The organism is Streptomyces sp. NPDC023527 (assembly GCF_055560115.1).
The window spans coordinates 333,797-347,415 of record NZ_JBVHJJ010000006.1 but is presented as its reverse complement, the minus strand read 5'-3'; the positions used below and the strand labels follow the sequence as shown (position 1 = coordinate 347,415).

The 13,619-nt window shown below is 70.6% G+C and carries 13 protein-coding genes and 1 pseudogene; 10 read left to right on the top strand and 4 right to left on the bottom strand.

From position 1 onward, the window contains the following. Positions 1-231 (top strand): annotated as a pseudogene (locus tag ACZ303_RS14800) (hypothetical protein); the annotation flags it as partial. A gap of 19 nt (positions 232-250) precedes the next feature. Then, positions 251-1,039, top strand: coding sequence for a class F sortase (locus ACZ303_RS14795; protein WP_467338827.1), 789 nt, complete (start codon positions 251-253; stop codon positions 1,037-1,039). Between the two features lie 254 nt (positions 1,040-1,293). Here ACZ303_RS14795 and phoU read toward each other — a convergent pair whose 3' ends face one another. Further along, positions 1,294-1,983: a phosphate signaling complex protein PhoU gene (phoU, locus tag ACZ303_RS14790; protein ID WP_467338825.1), complete on the bottom strand. Its 690-nt coding sequence runs from the start codon at positions 1,981-1,983 to the stop codon at positions 1,294-1,296. A 235-nt stretch (positions 1,984-2,218) separates the two neighbouring features. Here phoU and phoR point away from each other — a divergent pair, with 235 nt between their 5' ends. Beyond that, positions 2,219-3,502, top strand: coding sequence for a two-component system sensor histidine kinase PhoR (gene phoR, locus ACZ303_RS14785; RefSeq protein ID WP_467338823.1), 1,284 nt, complete (start codon positions 2,219-2,221; stop codon positions 3,500-3,502). Between the two features lie 109 nt (positions 3,503-3,611). Then, the gene (gene phoP / locus ACZ303_RS14780; protein ID WP_466522021.1) at positions 3,612-4,283 is read left to right on the top strand and encodes a two-component system response regulator PhoP; all 672 of its coding nucleotides are present in this window, start codon (positions 3,612-3,614) and stop codon (positions 4,281-4,283) included. A gap of 72 nt (positions 4,284-4,355) precedes the next feature. Here phoP and ACZ303_RS14775 read toward each other — a convergent pair whose 3' ends face one another. Next, on the bottom strand, positions 4,356-5,063 hold the full coding sequence (locus ACZ303_RS14775; protein ID WP_467338821.1) for a DUF461 domain-containing protein: 708 nt from the start codon (positions 5,061-5,063) through the stop codon (positions 4,356-4,358). A gap of 544 nt (positions 5,064-5,607) precedes the next feature. Here ACZ303_RS14775 and ACZ303_RS14770 point away from each other — a divergent pair. The 4 genes from ACZ303_RS14770 (at position 5,608) to ACZ303_RS14755 (ending at position 8,255) form a co-directional block, all read left to right on the top strand. Further along, on the top strand, positions 5,608-6,090 hold the full coding sequence (locus ACZ303_RS14770) for a CarD family transcriptional regulator (RefSeq protein WP_003953493.1): 483 nt from the start codon (positions 5,608-5,610) through the stop codon (positions 6,088-6,090). 361 nt (positions 6,091-6,451) lie between these two features. Then, complete coding sequence (ispD, locus tag ACZ303_RS14765; protein ID WP_467338819.1) at positions 6,452-7,225, top strand: 2-C-methyl-D-erythritol 4-phosphate cytidylyltransferase; 774 nt, start codon at positions 6,452-6,454, stop codon at positions 7,223-7,225. Further along, positions 7,212-7,712: a 2-C-methyl-D-erythritol 2,4-cyclodiphosphate synthase gene (ispF, locus tag ACZ303_RS14760; RefSeq protein WP_467338817.1), complete on the top strand. Its 501-nt coding sequence runs from the start codon at positions 7,212-7,214 to the stop codon at positions 7,710-7,712. Before ispD ends, ispF begins: the two co-directional genes overlap by 14 nt. Before the next feature lie 135 nt (positions 7,713-7,847). Next, on the top strand, positions 7,848-8,255 hold the full coding sequence (locus ACZ303_RS14755; RefSeq protein ID WP_467338816.1) for a PPOX class F420-dependent oxidoreductase: 408 nt from the start codon (positions 7,848-7,850) through the stop codon (positions 8,253-8,255). Positions 8,256-8,338: 83 nt separating this feature from the next. Here the strand turns inward: ACZ303_RS14755 and ACZ303_RS14750 are convergent, their stop codons facing one another. Both ACZ303_RS14750 and ACZ303_RS14745 read right to left on the bottom strand, forming a co-directional pair. Further along, positions 8,339-9,577, bottom strand: coding sequence for an acyltransferase family protein (locus ACZ303_RS14750; RefSeq protein ID WP_467338814.1), 1,239 nt, complete (start codon positions 9,575-9,577; stop codon positions 8,339-8,341). A 237-nt stretch (positions 9,578-9,814) separates the two neighbouring features. Next, on the bottom strand, positions 9,815-10,975 hold the full coding sequence (locus ACZ303_RS14745) for an acyltransferase family protein (RefSeq protein WP_467338812.1): 1,161 nt from the start codon (positions 10,973-10,975) through the stop codon (positions 9,815-9,817). A 169-nt stretch (positions 10,976-11,144) separates the two neighbouring features. Here ACZ303_RS14745 and cysS point away from each other — a divergent pair, with 169 nt between their 5' ends. Together cysS and rlmB are read left to right on the top strand one after the other, a co-directional pair. Next, a complete protein-coding gene (gene cysS / locus ACZ303_RS14740) occupies positions 11,145-12,539 on the top strand; it encodes a cysteine--tRNA ligase (protein WP_467338810.1) in 1,395 nt (464 codons plus the stop codon). 119 nt (positions 12,540-12,658) lie between these two features. Further along, entirely contained in the window at positions 12,659-13,609 is a 951-nt protein-coding gene (rlmB, locus tag ACZ303_RS14735; RefSeq protein WP_467338808.1) for a 23S rRNA (guanosine(2251)-2'-O)-methyltransferase RlmB, read from the top strand. The last annotated feature ends 10 nt before the right edge of the window (positions 13,610-13,619 follow it).

Below are 13,619 nucleotides of genomic sequence, written 5' to 3'. Positions count from 1 at the left end.
GACCACGACGGCCGCCACGACGGGCGTCACGACGACCACGACGGCCGCCACGACGGGCACCACAAGCCCCACGGTCCCGCGCACGCGGGCGGCGGCGCCACCGCGCTCGCGGCCTCGACGGAGTCCTCGGCCCCCGACACCCCGATCCTCATCCTCGCCGCGGGTGCCACCGCCGGCCTGGCCGGCGGGATGATCTGGTACCGCCGTCGTACCGGCACCGCCAAGCAGTGACGGGAAGAGAATCGGCGTCATGTCAGACACGCGCACAGGCGGCCGCGGCCGCCTGCTGACAGGGGTGGCCTGGGCAGCACTGCTGCTGGCCCTGTGCCTGTGCGGCAGCGGCACCTCCCAGGAGCCGGGTGACGCACCGGCTACCGGTACCGCCGCCGCGGGCCGCCCTCCCGCGCCCGGTCTGCCCCCGGCACATCAACCGCTGCCGGGGGCGGACCCCCAGAAACTCACCATCAAGGCCATCGGCCTGGAGGCCCCGATCGAGGGCCATGGCCTCGACGCCCAGGGCGGCGTCGAAACACCCCCGTACGAGCGGGCCGACGCGGTCTCCTGGTACCAGGAGGGCCCCCAGCCGGGCACCGCCGGCCCCGCCGTCCTCGTCGGCCACGTCGACACCGAGAAGGCCCCGGCCGTCTTCGCCGGCCTCAGCGTCGTCAAGCGCGGCAACAAGGTCCACGTCGCCCGCTCGGACGGCTCCGTCGCCGAGTTCACCGTCGAGGACGTGACCCTCGTCCCCAACGACAAGTTCGACGCGGACAAGGTCTACGGATCGCGGGTAGCGGACCGCGCCGAGCTGCGCCTGGTCACCTGCGGCGGTGACTACAACCGGGAGCGGCACACCTACAGCGCCAATCTCGTCGTCTACGCCTATCTGACCGGCGCGGAGCAGAAAGAGCCCCCGGATCAGAAGGATCCCCCGGAACAGAAAGATCCCCCGGAACAGAAAGAACCCCCGGAGCAGAAAGAGCCCCCGGAGCAGAAAGAGCCCCCGGCCGGATCGCCGGCCGAGGACTCCTCCGGTGAGTGACGTGCGGGATGGCCGCTAGCCGCAGCCGCCGCCACACTGGCACGAACCGCCGGACTGGCAGCCGCACTGGCAACCCGGGCCGCACGTGCAGGCCGCGGCCTGCGTCTGCTCCGGAGGGGTGTGGGTCATATGCGGTACCTCCTCGAAGGGTGGTCTGCCTGCCACCCAGTCAAGGACCGCCCGCATCGCCCGTCAATGCCCCTCGTGTACATACGTACGGGCGCGTTGGGGGCGCATGGGAGCAAGCCCGGAGGTCACGCGCCGTCGACCGGGCCCGTACGCCCCTCACCCTGGACCAGCTCGTCCGCGTGCTCACCCGTCACCAGATAGACCACGCGCTTGGCCACGGAGACCGCGTGGTCGGCGAAGCGCTCGTAGTAGCGGCCCAGCAGCGTCACGTCGACGGCCGTCTCGATGCCGTGCTTCCAGCGGTCGTCCATCAGGTGCTGGAAGAGCGCGCGGTGCAGCAGGTCCATGGCGTCGTCGTCCTGCTCCAGCTGAAGCGCCAGGTCGACGTCCTTGGTGATGATCACCTCGCCGGCCTTGGCCATCAGCCGCTGCGCCAGCTGACCCATCTCCAGGATCGTGGCGTGCAGGTCGCGGGGGACCGCCGTCTGCGGGAAGCGCAGCCGGGCGAGCTTGGCGACGTGCTGGGCGAGATCGCCGGAACGCTCCAGGTCCGCGCTCATCCGCAGCGACGTGACCACGATCCGCAGATCCGTGGCGACCGGCTGCTGGCGCGCCAGCAGGGCGATCGCGCGGGCCTCCAGATCCCGCTGGAGGTCGTCGACCTTCGCGTCCGCGGCGATCACGGACTCCGCCAGTTTGAGGTCCGCGTCGAGGATCGCCGTGGTGGCGCGCCCGATCGCGGAGCCCACGAGCCGGGCCATCTCGACCAGGCCCTCGCCGATCGAGTCCAGCTCCTCGTGGTACGCGTCCCGCATTGTCTGACCTCTTTCTTCGGGTTTCTCCGGGGCAAGGGGCCCGGGTCAACGGTGGGCGGGGAGGGTGACGTGCCCGACGTGCCCGCCCACGGTCCCACGATGCGGCCGGAACGCGACGGCCGTCGGCCTCCGGAGTGAACCGGTGCCGACCTCAAGGTGAACTCTCGGCAACGTATGTTCGAGCCGCCCCCCATTTGGCTGTGGATGTGTCACCGGCCCCGCATAACCTGGACTCATGAACGTGGACGCGGCCGTCGCCGCAGCGGCAGCGATCGCCGGATTGTGCACCGGTGTCATCGCGATGCTGGCGTTCCGCTGGAGCGAGCGCGACCAGGCCCGCCCCACCCGTAGCTCCCTGCACACCGATGCCGTCCTGCCGCCCGGTGTGGACACCGTGCTGTCGGTGCTGCGCTCCTCCGCCGTCGTCCTCGACGAGGGCGACGGCGTCGTCAAGGCCAGCTCCGCCGCGTACGCCCTCGGGCTCGTACGGGGCGGCAAGCTCGCCGTCGAACCCATGATCCAGATGGCCCGCGACACCCGCCGGGACGGCGAGATACGCCAGGTCGAGCTCGACCTCCCGCGCCGCGGCACCGGCCGCGGCGACGCCCTCGCGGTCTCCGCGCGGGTCGCCCCGCTCGGCTCCCGGCTCGTCCTGCTGCTGGTGGAGGACCTCACCGAGGCCCGCCGCATCGAGGCCGTGCGCCGTGATTTCGTCGCCAACGTCAGCCATGAGCTCAAGACGCCCGTCGGCGCGCTCTCCCTGCTCTCCGAGGCCGTCATGGACGCCTCCGAGGACCCCGAGGCGGTCAACCGCTTCGCCGGCCGCATGCAGATAGAGGCGACCCGGCTCACCAACCTCGTCCAGGAGCTCATCGACCTCTCCCGGGTGCAGAACGACGACCCGCTGGAGGACGCCGAGCCCGTACGGATCGACGAGCTCGTCGCCGAGGCGATCGACCGCTGCCGCCACCAGGCCGGCACCAAGCAGATCACGATGGCCGCCGGAGGCACCGCCGACCTGCGCGTCTGGGGCAACCGCGGGCAGCTCGCCGCCGCCCTCGGCAACCTCGTGGAGAACGCGGTCAACTACAGCCCCGCCCGCACGCGCGTGGGCATAGCGGCCCGCCACATCACCGCGCCCGGCGGCGACCTCATCGAGATCGCCGTCACCGACCAGGGCATCGGCATCTCCGAGAAGGACCGCGAGCGGATCTTCGAGCGGTTCTACCGCGTCGACCCCGCCCGCTCCCGCGCCACCGGCGGCACCGGCCTCGGACTCGCCATCGTCAAGCACGTGGCCGCCTCGCACGGCGGGGAGGTCACGGTCTGGAGCGCCGAGGGCCAGGGCTCGACGTTCACGCTGCGCCTGCCGGAAGCGGGCGCCGTCCGGGACCGTGAGCGGGACCGCACGCGCGAGCGCAACGGCCCGCTGATCGGCCCGGAGGAATCGGAGCGCGACGGGACCGCCGACGAGACGTTCACCGACGAACACCTCCCCACCCGGGGGAGCCGTGCATGACCCCGCCACGCATGGACTTGCCGTCCATGCCCGTGCCCATGACCCTCACCACATCCACCGCGCTGTTCGGCCCGCAGACCACCCGACCGGAGGTCAACCCGTGACCCGTGTGCTCGTCGTAGAGGACGAGGAATCCTTCAGCGACGCGTTGTCCTACATGCTCCGCAAGGAAGGCTTCGAGGTCGCCGTCGCGGCCACCGGGCCCGACGGGCTGGACGAGTTCGAGCGCAACGGCGCCGACCTCGTCCTGCTCGACCTGATGCTGCCGGGCCTGCCCGGCACGGAGGTCTGCCGGCAGCTGCGGGGGCGTTCCAACGTGCCCGTCATCATGGTCACCGCCAAGGACAGCGAGATCGACAAGGTCGTCGGCCTGGAAATAGGAGCCGACGACTATGTGACCAAACCCTTCTCCTCCCGCGAGCTGGTGGCCCGGATCCGGGCCGTCCTGCGTCGCAGAGGCGAGCCGGAGGAGGTCACGCCCGCCGCGCTGGAGGCCGGGCCCGTACGGATGGACGTCGACCGGCACGTCGTCACCGTCTCCGGCGCCAAGATCGACCTGCCCCTCAAGGAGTTCGACCTCCTGGAGATGCTGCTGCGCAACGCCGGCCGCGTACTGACCCGGATGCAGCTCATCGACCGCGTCTGGGGCGCCGACTACGTCGGGGACACCAAGACCCTCGACGTCCACGTCAAGCGACTGCGCGCCAAGATCGAGCCCGACCCGGGCGCGCCGCGCTATCTGGTGACCGTCCGAGGTCTCGGCTACAAGTTCGAGCCGTAGACCGGCCCGCCCGGACGAGGGAATGCCGAGGGGCCCGGAAGCACACGCTTCCGGGCCCCTCGGCGTACGTCGTCAGTGACCGGTGTGCTGCTGGCCGCCGTCACCCTGCTGCGGGGCACCCGCCGGGCGCTCGGCGCCCTGCTGCGCGCCCTGGGTGCCCGCGGCGCCCGAGGGGGTCCCCGAGGGCGCGCCCGACGGCGTCACGGCGCCGCCGCTCGGCTTGCCGGACTTGTCGCCGCTCTTGCCGGCGGGCTGGGACGGAGCGGGCTCGGCGGGGCCCCACTCCTTGAAGTAGCTCTTGGCCGGGAAGACGAACGCGCCGATCCGGACCTCGCCGGTCTCGCTGAAGTCGAAGGTCAGCTGCTGCTGCCCGCCGTCCTTGAGCGCCTCACGGCCGTTCGGCAGCACCGCGGAGGGGTTGCCCTTGCCACCGAGGACGATCGAGCCGCCCGCGGGCACCACGAGGTCCCCGGAGCCGCCCGCGGGGGTGAGCTTCACGGGCGTGTCCTTGCCGGTGAGCTTGACCGCGCGCAGCGTCTGGTCCTTGCGGCCGTTGTTGAAGACCTTGCCGGTGATCACGGCCGGGCCCTTGGCCTCCAGGTCCGGCTGGGTGATCACGTTGAGGTTCTGGAGCTTGATGTCACCGACCGACGTGGCGGCGTTGTCCGGCTTGACCTCCAGCGTCTGTGCGCTGTTGCCCGCCGCACAGGCGGAGAGCGAGGCGATCGAGAGCACGAGGGCGGAAGCGGCGAGAGCGCCGCGTCGAAGGCTGCTGCTCACGGCGGCGGCATCTCCTTGGACGAAGTAAGAGGTGTGTCAGCGGCCTTAGGTTACCGAGCCGCTCCCGGGCCTCCGCACCCGACCCGCCCCCATGGTCAACTAGCCCCCCGTCGGGTGCACGGCCGAATATCGCCCACGAACGTCCCGGGGAACGCGCGAGGGGGCCGGCGAAGGATTATCGGCGCGGAATGCGCGGGGGCCCGGGAAGGCGTTCGGGAATTGATCAAGTTCGGGGTGATCAATTCCCGAATCCGGATGACCGGGGTCGGCTCGCCCCGAACGGAGTAGCGGAAGTCCGCCGACCGGACCCCGGCAAAACGGGACGTTCGACCGCTCGCGAGTGACTCCCGGCACGTGTAACGTGCCCGTTTCGCCCCGCCCGAAGAACCGCTCCGACCTGCGAATACCCGCTTCCGGAACCCTCCCGCAGCACGTTCCGGTTGCTGTTGTCAAGCCCCGAGATATGCCCTGACCTGCGAAAACGCCATTCAGAACGGGCAGTTCCCGTGTTAGACTGGATAGCCACGGAAGGGGTACCTGTCACATGACGTTCAAGGTTGGCGACACCGTGGTCTATCCCCATCACGGGGCCGCGCTGATCGAGGCCATCGAAACTCGCCAGATCAAAGGCGTGGACAAGACCTACTTGGTGCTGAAGGTCGCCCAGGGTGACCTGACGGTTCGGGTGCCGGCGGACAATGCCGAGTTCGTCGGTGTGCGCGATGTGGTCGGCCAGGATGGGCTGGACCGGGTCTTCGAGGTGCTCCGCGCACCGTATGCGGAAGAGCCGACGAACTGGTCCCGTCGCTACAAGGCAAATCTCGAGAAGCTCGCGTCCGGTGACGTGATCAAGGTCGCCGAGGTCGTGCGCGACCTGTGGCGCCGGGAGCGCGAGCGCGGACTCTCCGCCGGTGAGAAGCGCATGCTCGCCAAGGCGCGCCAGATCCTGGTGAGCGAGCTCGCTCTCGCGGAGAACACCAACGAGGACAAGGCCGAGGCCCTGCTCGACGAGGTTCTCGCGTCCTGACGCAGTGCTGGTCCGAAACGACCGGCTCGAAACGCAGTACTGGTCCGAAACGGCCGGTCTGAAAACGCAGTGCCGGTCGTGCAGTCGGCACAGGTCCTCGTGACCCGTGCTGGATGTCATGCAGGTGCTGGATGTAAATGAAGTGCCGCGGTGCCCGCGATGACGACAGTCGTCCGCCGGGCGCTGCGGCATCTCTGCTCCGGCGGCGCCGAGGGCGCCGATGTCCACGCCGTGCTTGGCGTGCCGGGCCCGGGCAGTCGACCCGACCACTTGTCACGGAAGGGGCTGGTCGGGGCGTCGTGCCCGGCACGCTGAGGCCATACCCAATTCGGCCGAGGAAGCAAACCTGAACGCGAACGCAATGTCTGATCGAGCCCCCGCTGTCACCCCTTCGCGTACCGCCGCGGTCATCCCCGCGGCCGGGCGCGGGGTCCGGCTCGGCCCAGGTGCCCCCAAGGCCCTGCGCGCCCTCAGCGGCACCCCGATGCTGGTCCACGCCGTACGGGCGATGGCCGCCTCCCGCGCCGTCTCCCTCGTCGTCGTGGTCGCACCGCCGGACGGCGCCGCCGAGGTGCGCAATCTCCTCGACGCCTATCCGCTCACCGGCCCCGACCGCGCAGAGCTGCTCGTCGTCCCCGGCGGCGAGAACCGCCAGGAGTCCGTGCGCCTCGGCCTGCGGGCCCTCCCCGGCGACATCGGCACCGTCCTGGTCCACGACGCCGCGCGCCCCCTGGTGCCCGTCGAGACGGTCGACGCCGTCATCTCCGCCGTCCGCGACGGCGCTCCCGCCGTCGTCCCGGCGCTCCCGCTCGCCGACACCGTCAAGCAGGTCGAGCCGAGCACCGGCGCCGCCGCGGGCGAGCCCGAGCCGGTCGTCGGCACGCCCGAGCGGGCGCTGCTGCGCGCCGTGCAGACCCCGCAGGGCTTCGACCGGCGCACGCTCGACGCCGCGCACGAGAAGTTCGCCGGCGCCGAGGGCGAGGGGGCCACGGACGACGCCGGCCTCGTCGAGCGCCTCGGCACCCCGGTCGTGGTGGTGCCCGGCCACGAAGAGGCCTTCAAGGTGACCCGGCCGCTGGACCTCGTCCTGGCCGAGGCCGTTCTCGCCCGCAGGAGGGCCAATGATCGCTTCTAGCCCCTTCGCCCAGGTGCTGCCCCTGGTGGGCATCGGCACGGACGTGCACGCCTTCGAGGAGGGCCGCGAGCTGTGGTGCGCGGGCCTGCTCTGGGAAGGTGCCACGCACGGCCTCGCCGGTCACTCCGACGGTGACGTCGCCGCGCACGCCGCCTGCGACGCGCTGTTCTCCGCCGCCGGCGTCGGCGACCTCGGCGAGCACTTCGGCACCGACCGGCCCGAGTGGTCGGGCGCGGCCGGCGTCACCCTGCTGGCGGAGGCCGCCCGGATCGTACGGGCCGCGGGCTTCGAGATCGGCAATGTCTCGATCCAGGTGATCGGCGTACGGCCCAAGATCGGCAAGCGGCGCGCGGAGGCCCAGACGGTCCTGTCCGAGGCGATCGGCGCCCCGGTGTCCGTCTCGGGCACCACGACCGACGGTCTCGGCCTCACCGGCCGCGCGGAGGGCCTGGCGGCCGTCGCCACGGCTCTGGTGTTCCCCAGGTAGCTCCGAGCCGCGTCGGCGGGCCGGTGCCCGTCCGGGGGCTGTTCCGGGTCCGTTCGGGCCCGTACAGCCCCCTTTCGCGTCCCTCGGCGGCATACGGTGATCCCGTACCCGTCCCCCGAGGGAAGGTTCCGCGCTGTGTCAGCCGCACTCTCCGACGACCTGAAGAAGCTCATCGACGACACGCCCGTCTTCGCGACGGTGGCCACCGTCCAGCCCGACGGCAGCGCCCAGCTGTCGATCACCTGGATCAAGCACGACGGTGACGACCTGCTCATCTCCACCACCGTCGGCCGCCGCAAGGAGAGGAACCTCCGGCGCGACCCGCGGATCACCGTCATGATCAACCCGCCCAACGCGCCGTACACCTACGCGGAGGTGCGCGGCTCCGCCACGCTGACCACCGAGGGCGGCCAGGAGCTGATCAACGAGCTGTCGCGGAAGTACACGGGCAAGGACTACGCGGACTTCAACCCGGCCTCCGCGCACGACGCGGAGCGGGTCGTGGTGCGGGTGACGCCGCGCAAGGTCGTCGGCTCGATCTAGGCGCCCGCCGGGGGCGCCGGCTCGGTCGGGACGCCCGTACGGCGATCCCCGCGCGCCGGGCGCCCGACCCCGCGGGCCGCCCCTCAGATGCCGTCCGACGAGCCGTTCTTGCCCGCGCCCACCTTGTCGCCGCCGCTCTGCTCGAAGACCCGCAGCCGCTTCGGCGTGGGCAGGCTCTCGCGGAGGCCGTCGTGCCGGGCGCCGTCCTGCGCGGCGGTCGGCGGGGCCGAGTGGCGGCGCATCTCGTCCATGCCCTTGAGCATCGCCTTGCGCAGCCGCTTGCCGAGGGGGCGCTCGATGAAGCGGTGCAGCAGCCAGGCGGCGAACAGCATGACCACCATCAGCCCGGCGACGAGCAGCGGCGCGGGGACGCGGTCGCGCAGGGCGTAGATGACGGTCATGCCGATGTACTGGTGGATCAGATAGACCGGGTACGTGAGGGCGCCCGCCGTCGACAGCCAGCGCCACTGGATCCGGTTGAACGCCCCGACCGCGATCAGCGCCATGAGGACGAACGCCACGAAGATGATCAGCGAGGCCGGCCAGGTGGGGATCGACCGGGTGGTGTTGTCCGCCACCCGCTTGGCCACATGGTGCTCGGCGAGCAGGAGCGACATGGCCACGATGCCCCACAGCAGTGCCGTGGGCTTGTAGCGGTACATCAGGTAGAAGGCGATGCCGGCGATGAAATAGGGCGCGTACAGCGGCATGGCCCACATGTCGACGATCTTGTTGTCGACGGTGGCCGAGCTGATCGCGGCCACCGTCCAGATGCCGCAGAAGAGGACGCACTTGCGGTACGTGACACCGGTGGCCACGACGATCGCGAAGAGTACGTAGAACTTCAGCTCGATGAAGAGCGTCCAGTAGACGCCGTCGACGTCCCAGACGCCCAGACCGCCCTGGAGCATGGTCAGGTTCGTGAGGACGTCGTCCAGGCTCTGCACCTGGCGCACCTGTGGCCAGAGGGTGACCACGGCCGCGGTCAGGAAGATCGCGAACCAGTAGGCGGGATAGATCCGCGAGACGCGGGACACCACGAAGTCGCCCAGACTGCGGCCCCACGTGCTCATGCAGATGACGAATCCGCTGATCAGGAAGAAGATCTCGACGCCCGTCCAGCCGTACCGGGCGAAGAGTCGGGCGTGGGGAAAGATCTCCTGGGGGTCCTGCCCCCAGCCGCCGCGCAGAGAGACGTAATGGAAGAACACGACCATCAGTGCCGCGATGATCCTGAGCCCATCCAGGACGTAGAGCCTCGGGGCGGCTCGCTTGACGGCCGACTGGCCGCCGTCGAGTTCACCTCGTCCGGCGAAACGCATGTCGTCCTCTCCATTGGCTTAGTCGGCTCATCCTACGCAGGGCCCGGTCGCACGCATGCTGACATAGGAAGCCCTCGTACCGCCGTGACAGTTATCTCCTGCCACTCCGGTAATTCCAACCCTTTGCATAAAACGATCTTGTGCAGGGGTTGTGCAGGACCGGTAAGGGCGTGGCCAGGGCTCCGCCGAGCCCGGGGTCCGGGCCCGGCACCGCCGGTCCTCGCTGGTCATCGCCGGTCAACCGGCCCGGATGTCGGTCATGGCCCTGCGCAGCCCCTTGTCGAGCGCCCGGGCCACCGGGCGTTCCACATAGCGGTGGACCAGCCACGCCACCTGGAGCATGCCCAGCACGAGGAGGGGCAGCAGCACATGGCGCGGCAGCTGGCCGGCGGTCTGCTTGATGATCAGCCAGCCGACGCGTTCGTGGATCAGATAGAGGGGATAGGTCAGGACTCCGGCCGTGGTCAGCCAGCGCCGGTCCAGCCGTCGCGTCCAGCCGAGCGCGACCGCCATGACGGCGAGGAAGAACAGTGCCAGCAGGGCCGCCGTCGGCCAGTGCGGCACGTGGTGGCCCATATGGCCCTCCGCCCGGTCCTGCGCGTCCAGCAGGTCGCGCTGGGCGATCAGGAAGCAGCCCGCCACCAATGACCAGAGCACCAGGTTCGGGCGGAAGCGGTACATCAGATAGAAGGCGATGCCCGCGATGAAGTACCAGCAGTCGTCCGGCAGCAGCACCTGGTCGAGCACGGGGTTGTCCACCGCCTTGGCGACGGCCGCCGCGAACGCCCAGACCACGCAGAAACCCACCGCCCGCCGGTAGGTCAGCCCCCGCCGGACGACGAGGGCGAACAGCAGGTAGAAGCGCATCTCGACCCACAGCGTCCAGTAGACGCCGTCGACGGGATCCACGCCCAGAGGTGATTGGAGCATCGTCAGATTGACGGCCACATCCCTCGGGGCGGGGGTTTCGTCGACCGACGGCCACAGATAGAGGACGAGTGTGACGGCGAGCACCGCGAACCAGTACGCCGGGAAGAGCCGGGTCGCGCGCGAGGCCGCGAACCGCCCCACGCTCTTGCCCCAGCCGCTCAGGCAGATGACGAAGCCGCTGATCAGGAAGAACAGCTGCACGCCCAGCCAGCCGTACGAGGCGGGCAGATACGCCGTCGGAAAGGCCGACGGCGCCGGCCGCGCCCAGGCACGGCCGCCGAGCGCCACATAGTGATACGCCACCACCATCAGCGCCGCGAACAGCCGCAGTCCGTCCAGCGCGGCCAGCCTGCCGCGCCGCTCGCCGCCCTCCGGCCGGTCAGGGGCGCCGGCCGGATCCGCGGACACGGGCGGTGGCCCCGGCTGCTCCGGCTGTTCCTGCTGTACCGGCAGAGTGGAGTGCAACACCCCTCCAGGGTTCCGCGGGACCTCGTCGAGAAGTCGAGGTGTGCCCGGGAAATTACCATGACAATGTGTAATTTTGGCGCAAAAAGCAAATAGCGGGCAAAGCGTGCCGTCCGACGTGTGAACCGACCGATTGCCCGGGGCACTCCCCGAGGGCCACTACCCTGGTTCCGTGACCATTCGCCTGTACGACACCAGCGCCCGGCAGATCCGTGACTTCACCCCGATCGTCCCGGGCTGCGTCTCGATCTACCTCTGTGGCGCGACCGTGCAGGCCGCACCGCACATCGGGCACGTCCGTTCCTACCTCAACTTCGACATCATGCGCCGCTGGTTCACCTACCGCGGCTACGACGTGACCTTCGTCCGCAACGTCACCGACATCGACGACAAGATCATCACCAAGGCCGCCGAGCAGAAGCGCCCCTGGTGGGCGATCGGCTATGAGAACGAGCGCGCCTTCAACGCCGCGTACGACGCCCTCGGCTGCCTGCGGCCGACCGTCGAGCCGCGCGCGACCGGCCATGTCACCGAGATGGTCGAGATGATGCGCGGCCTGATCGAGCGCGGCCACGCCTACGAGGCCGACGGCAACGTCTACTTCGACGTGCGCTCCTTCCCCGGCTACCTGGAGCTGTCCAACCAGGAGCTGGACAACCTCCTCCAGCCCTCCGGCGAGGGCGAGACCGGCAAGCGCGACCCCCGCGACTTCGCCATGTGGAAGGCCGCCAAGCCCGGCGAGCCCTCCTGGGAGACACCCTGGGGCCGCGGCCGCCCGGGCTGGCACCTGGAGTGCTCCGCCATGGCCCACAAGTACTTGGGCACGGCCTTCGACATCCACGGCGGCGGCCTCGACCTGATCTTCCCGCACCACGAGAACGAGATCGCCCAGGCCAAGGCCTTCGGCGACGACTTCGCCGCCCTCTGGGTGCACAACGCCTGGGTCACCATCAGCGGCGAGAAGATGGCAAAGTCGCTCGGCAACTCGGTGCTCGTCTCCGAAATGCTCAAGCAGTGGCGTCCCATCGTGCTGCGCTACTACCTCGGCACCCCGCACTACCGCTCGATGATCGAGTACAGCCCGGAAGCCCTGCGCGAGGCCGAGTCCGCGTTCGCGCGGATCGAGGGCTTCATCCAGCGCGTCGTGGAGAAGGCCGGCCCGGTCGAGCCGGCCGCCGAGGTCCCGCCGGCCTTCGCCGAGGCCATGGACGACGACCTGGGCGTCCCGCAGGCCCTCGCGATCGTCCACACCACCGTCCGCCAGGGCAACTCCGCCCTGACCGCCGACGACAAGGAAACCGCCGTCGCCCGGCTGGCCGAGGTCCGCGCCATGCTCGGCGTCCTGGGCCTCGACCCGCTGGACGAGCAGTGGGCCGCCGCCTCCACCGGCCGCGGCGACGACCTGCACGGCGTCGTCGACTCCCTGGTCAGGCTGGTGCTCGAACAGCGCCAGGCCGCCCGGGGGCGCAAGGACTACGCCACCGCCGACGCCATCCGCGACCAGCTCCAGCAGTCCGGCCTCGCCATCGAGGACACCCCTTCGGGGCCCCGTTGGTCACTGGCCTAGAACCCCGTCCCGGGCCCCCGGTCCTCAAGCGACACCGACCGTCCTGAGAGACACTTTTCGTACGTACGTTTACTGAGCCGCGTCCAGCGGCTCACAGCAGTGAAGAAACAGGTGCACCCATGGCCGGCAACAGCCAGCGCAGGAACCGCCGCACGTCCAACAAGAAGGGCGCGACGGTCGGCAGCGGCGGCAAGCGGCGCCGTGGCCTGGAGGGCAAGGGCCCGACCCCGCCCGCATCGGAGCGCAAGGGGCACAAGAAGAACCGCCTCACCAATGCCAAGGCCCGGCACGAGTCCAAGCGCCCCGCCCCGCGCCGCGGCGGCCCCAAGGGCACCAACGAGCTCGTCGTCGGCCGTAACTCGGTCGTCGAGGCGCTGCGCGAGGGCGTCCCCGCGAACACGCTCTACGTCCAGCAGTACCTGGACAACGACGAGCGCGTCCGCGAGGCCCTCCAGCTCGCCGCCGACAAGGGCCTCAACCTCATGGAGGCCCCCCGTCCCGAGCTCGACCGGATGACGAACGGCCTGCACCACCAGGGCCTCGTCCTCCAGGTGCCGCCGTACGACTACGCCCACCCGGACGACCTCACCGCCGCCGCCTTCGACGGCGCCGAGGACCCGCTGATCGTCGCGCTCGACGGCATCACCGACCCGCGCAACCTCGGCGCCGTCGTCCGCTCCGTCTCCGCCTTCGGCGGCCACGGCGTCGTGGTCCCCGAGCGCCGCGCGGCCGGCATGACCGCCAGCGCCTGGAAGACCTCGGCCGGCACCGCCGCCCGTACGCCCGTCGCGCGCTGCACCAACATGACGCGGCTGCTGGAGTCGTACCAGAAGGCCGGCCTCACCGTCGTCGGCCTCGCCGCCGACGGCGACGTCGAGCTGCACGAGCTGGACGCCCTGGCGGGCCCCGTCGTCATCGTCGTCGGCAGCGAGGGCAAGGGCCTGTCCCGCCTCGTCTCCGAGACCTGCGACTTCCGCGTGCGCATCCCCATGCCGGGCGGCGCCGAGTCGCTCAACGCCGGCGTGGCCGCCGGTGTCGTGCTGTACGAGGCGTCGCGGCGCCGGGCCTGACCCCGGAGTG

Excerpts from the sequence above, each read along its gene's own strand:
- ACZ303_RS14795 (WP_467338827.1), top strand. The coding sequence starts at position 251 with ATGTCAGACACGCGCACAGGCGGCCGCGGCCGCCTGCTGACAGGGGTG.
- phoU (WP_467338825.1), bottom strand. The coding sequence starts at position 1,983 with ATGCGGGACGCGTACCACGAGGAGCTGGACTCGATCGGCGAGGGCCTG.
- phoR (WP_467338823.1), top strand. The coding sequence starts at position 2,219 with ATGAACGTGGACGCGGCCGTCGCCGCAGCGGCAGCGATCGCCGGATTG.
- ACZ303_RS14770 (WP_003953493.1), top strand. The coding sequence starts at position 5,608 with ATGACGTTCAAGGTTGGCGACACCGTGGTCTATCCCCATCACGGGGCC.
- ispD (WP_467338819.1), top strand. The coding sequence starts at position 6,452 with ATGTCTGATCGAGCCCCCGCTGTCACCCCTTCGCGTACCGCCGCGGTC.
- ispF (WP_467338817.1), top strand. The coding sequence starts at position 7,212 with ATGATCGCTTCTAGCCCCTTCGCCCAGGTGCTGCCCCTGGTGGGCATC.
- ACZ303_RS14750 (WP_467338814.1), bottom strand. The coding sequence starts at position 9,577 with ATGCGTTTCGCCGGACGAGGTGAACTCGACGGCGGCCAGTCGGCCGTC.
- rlmB (WP_467338808.1), top strand. The coding sequence starts at position 12,659 with ATGGCCGGCAACAGCCAGCGCAGGAACCGCCGCACGTCCAACAAGAAG.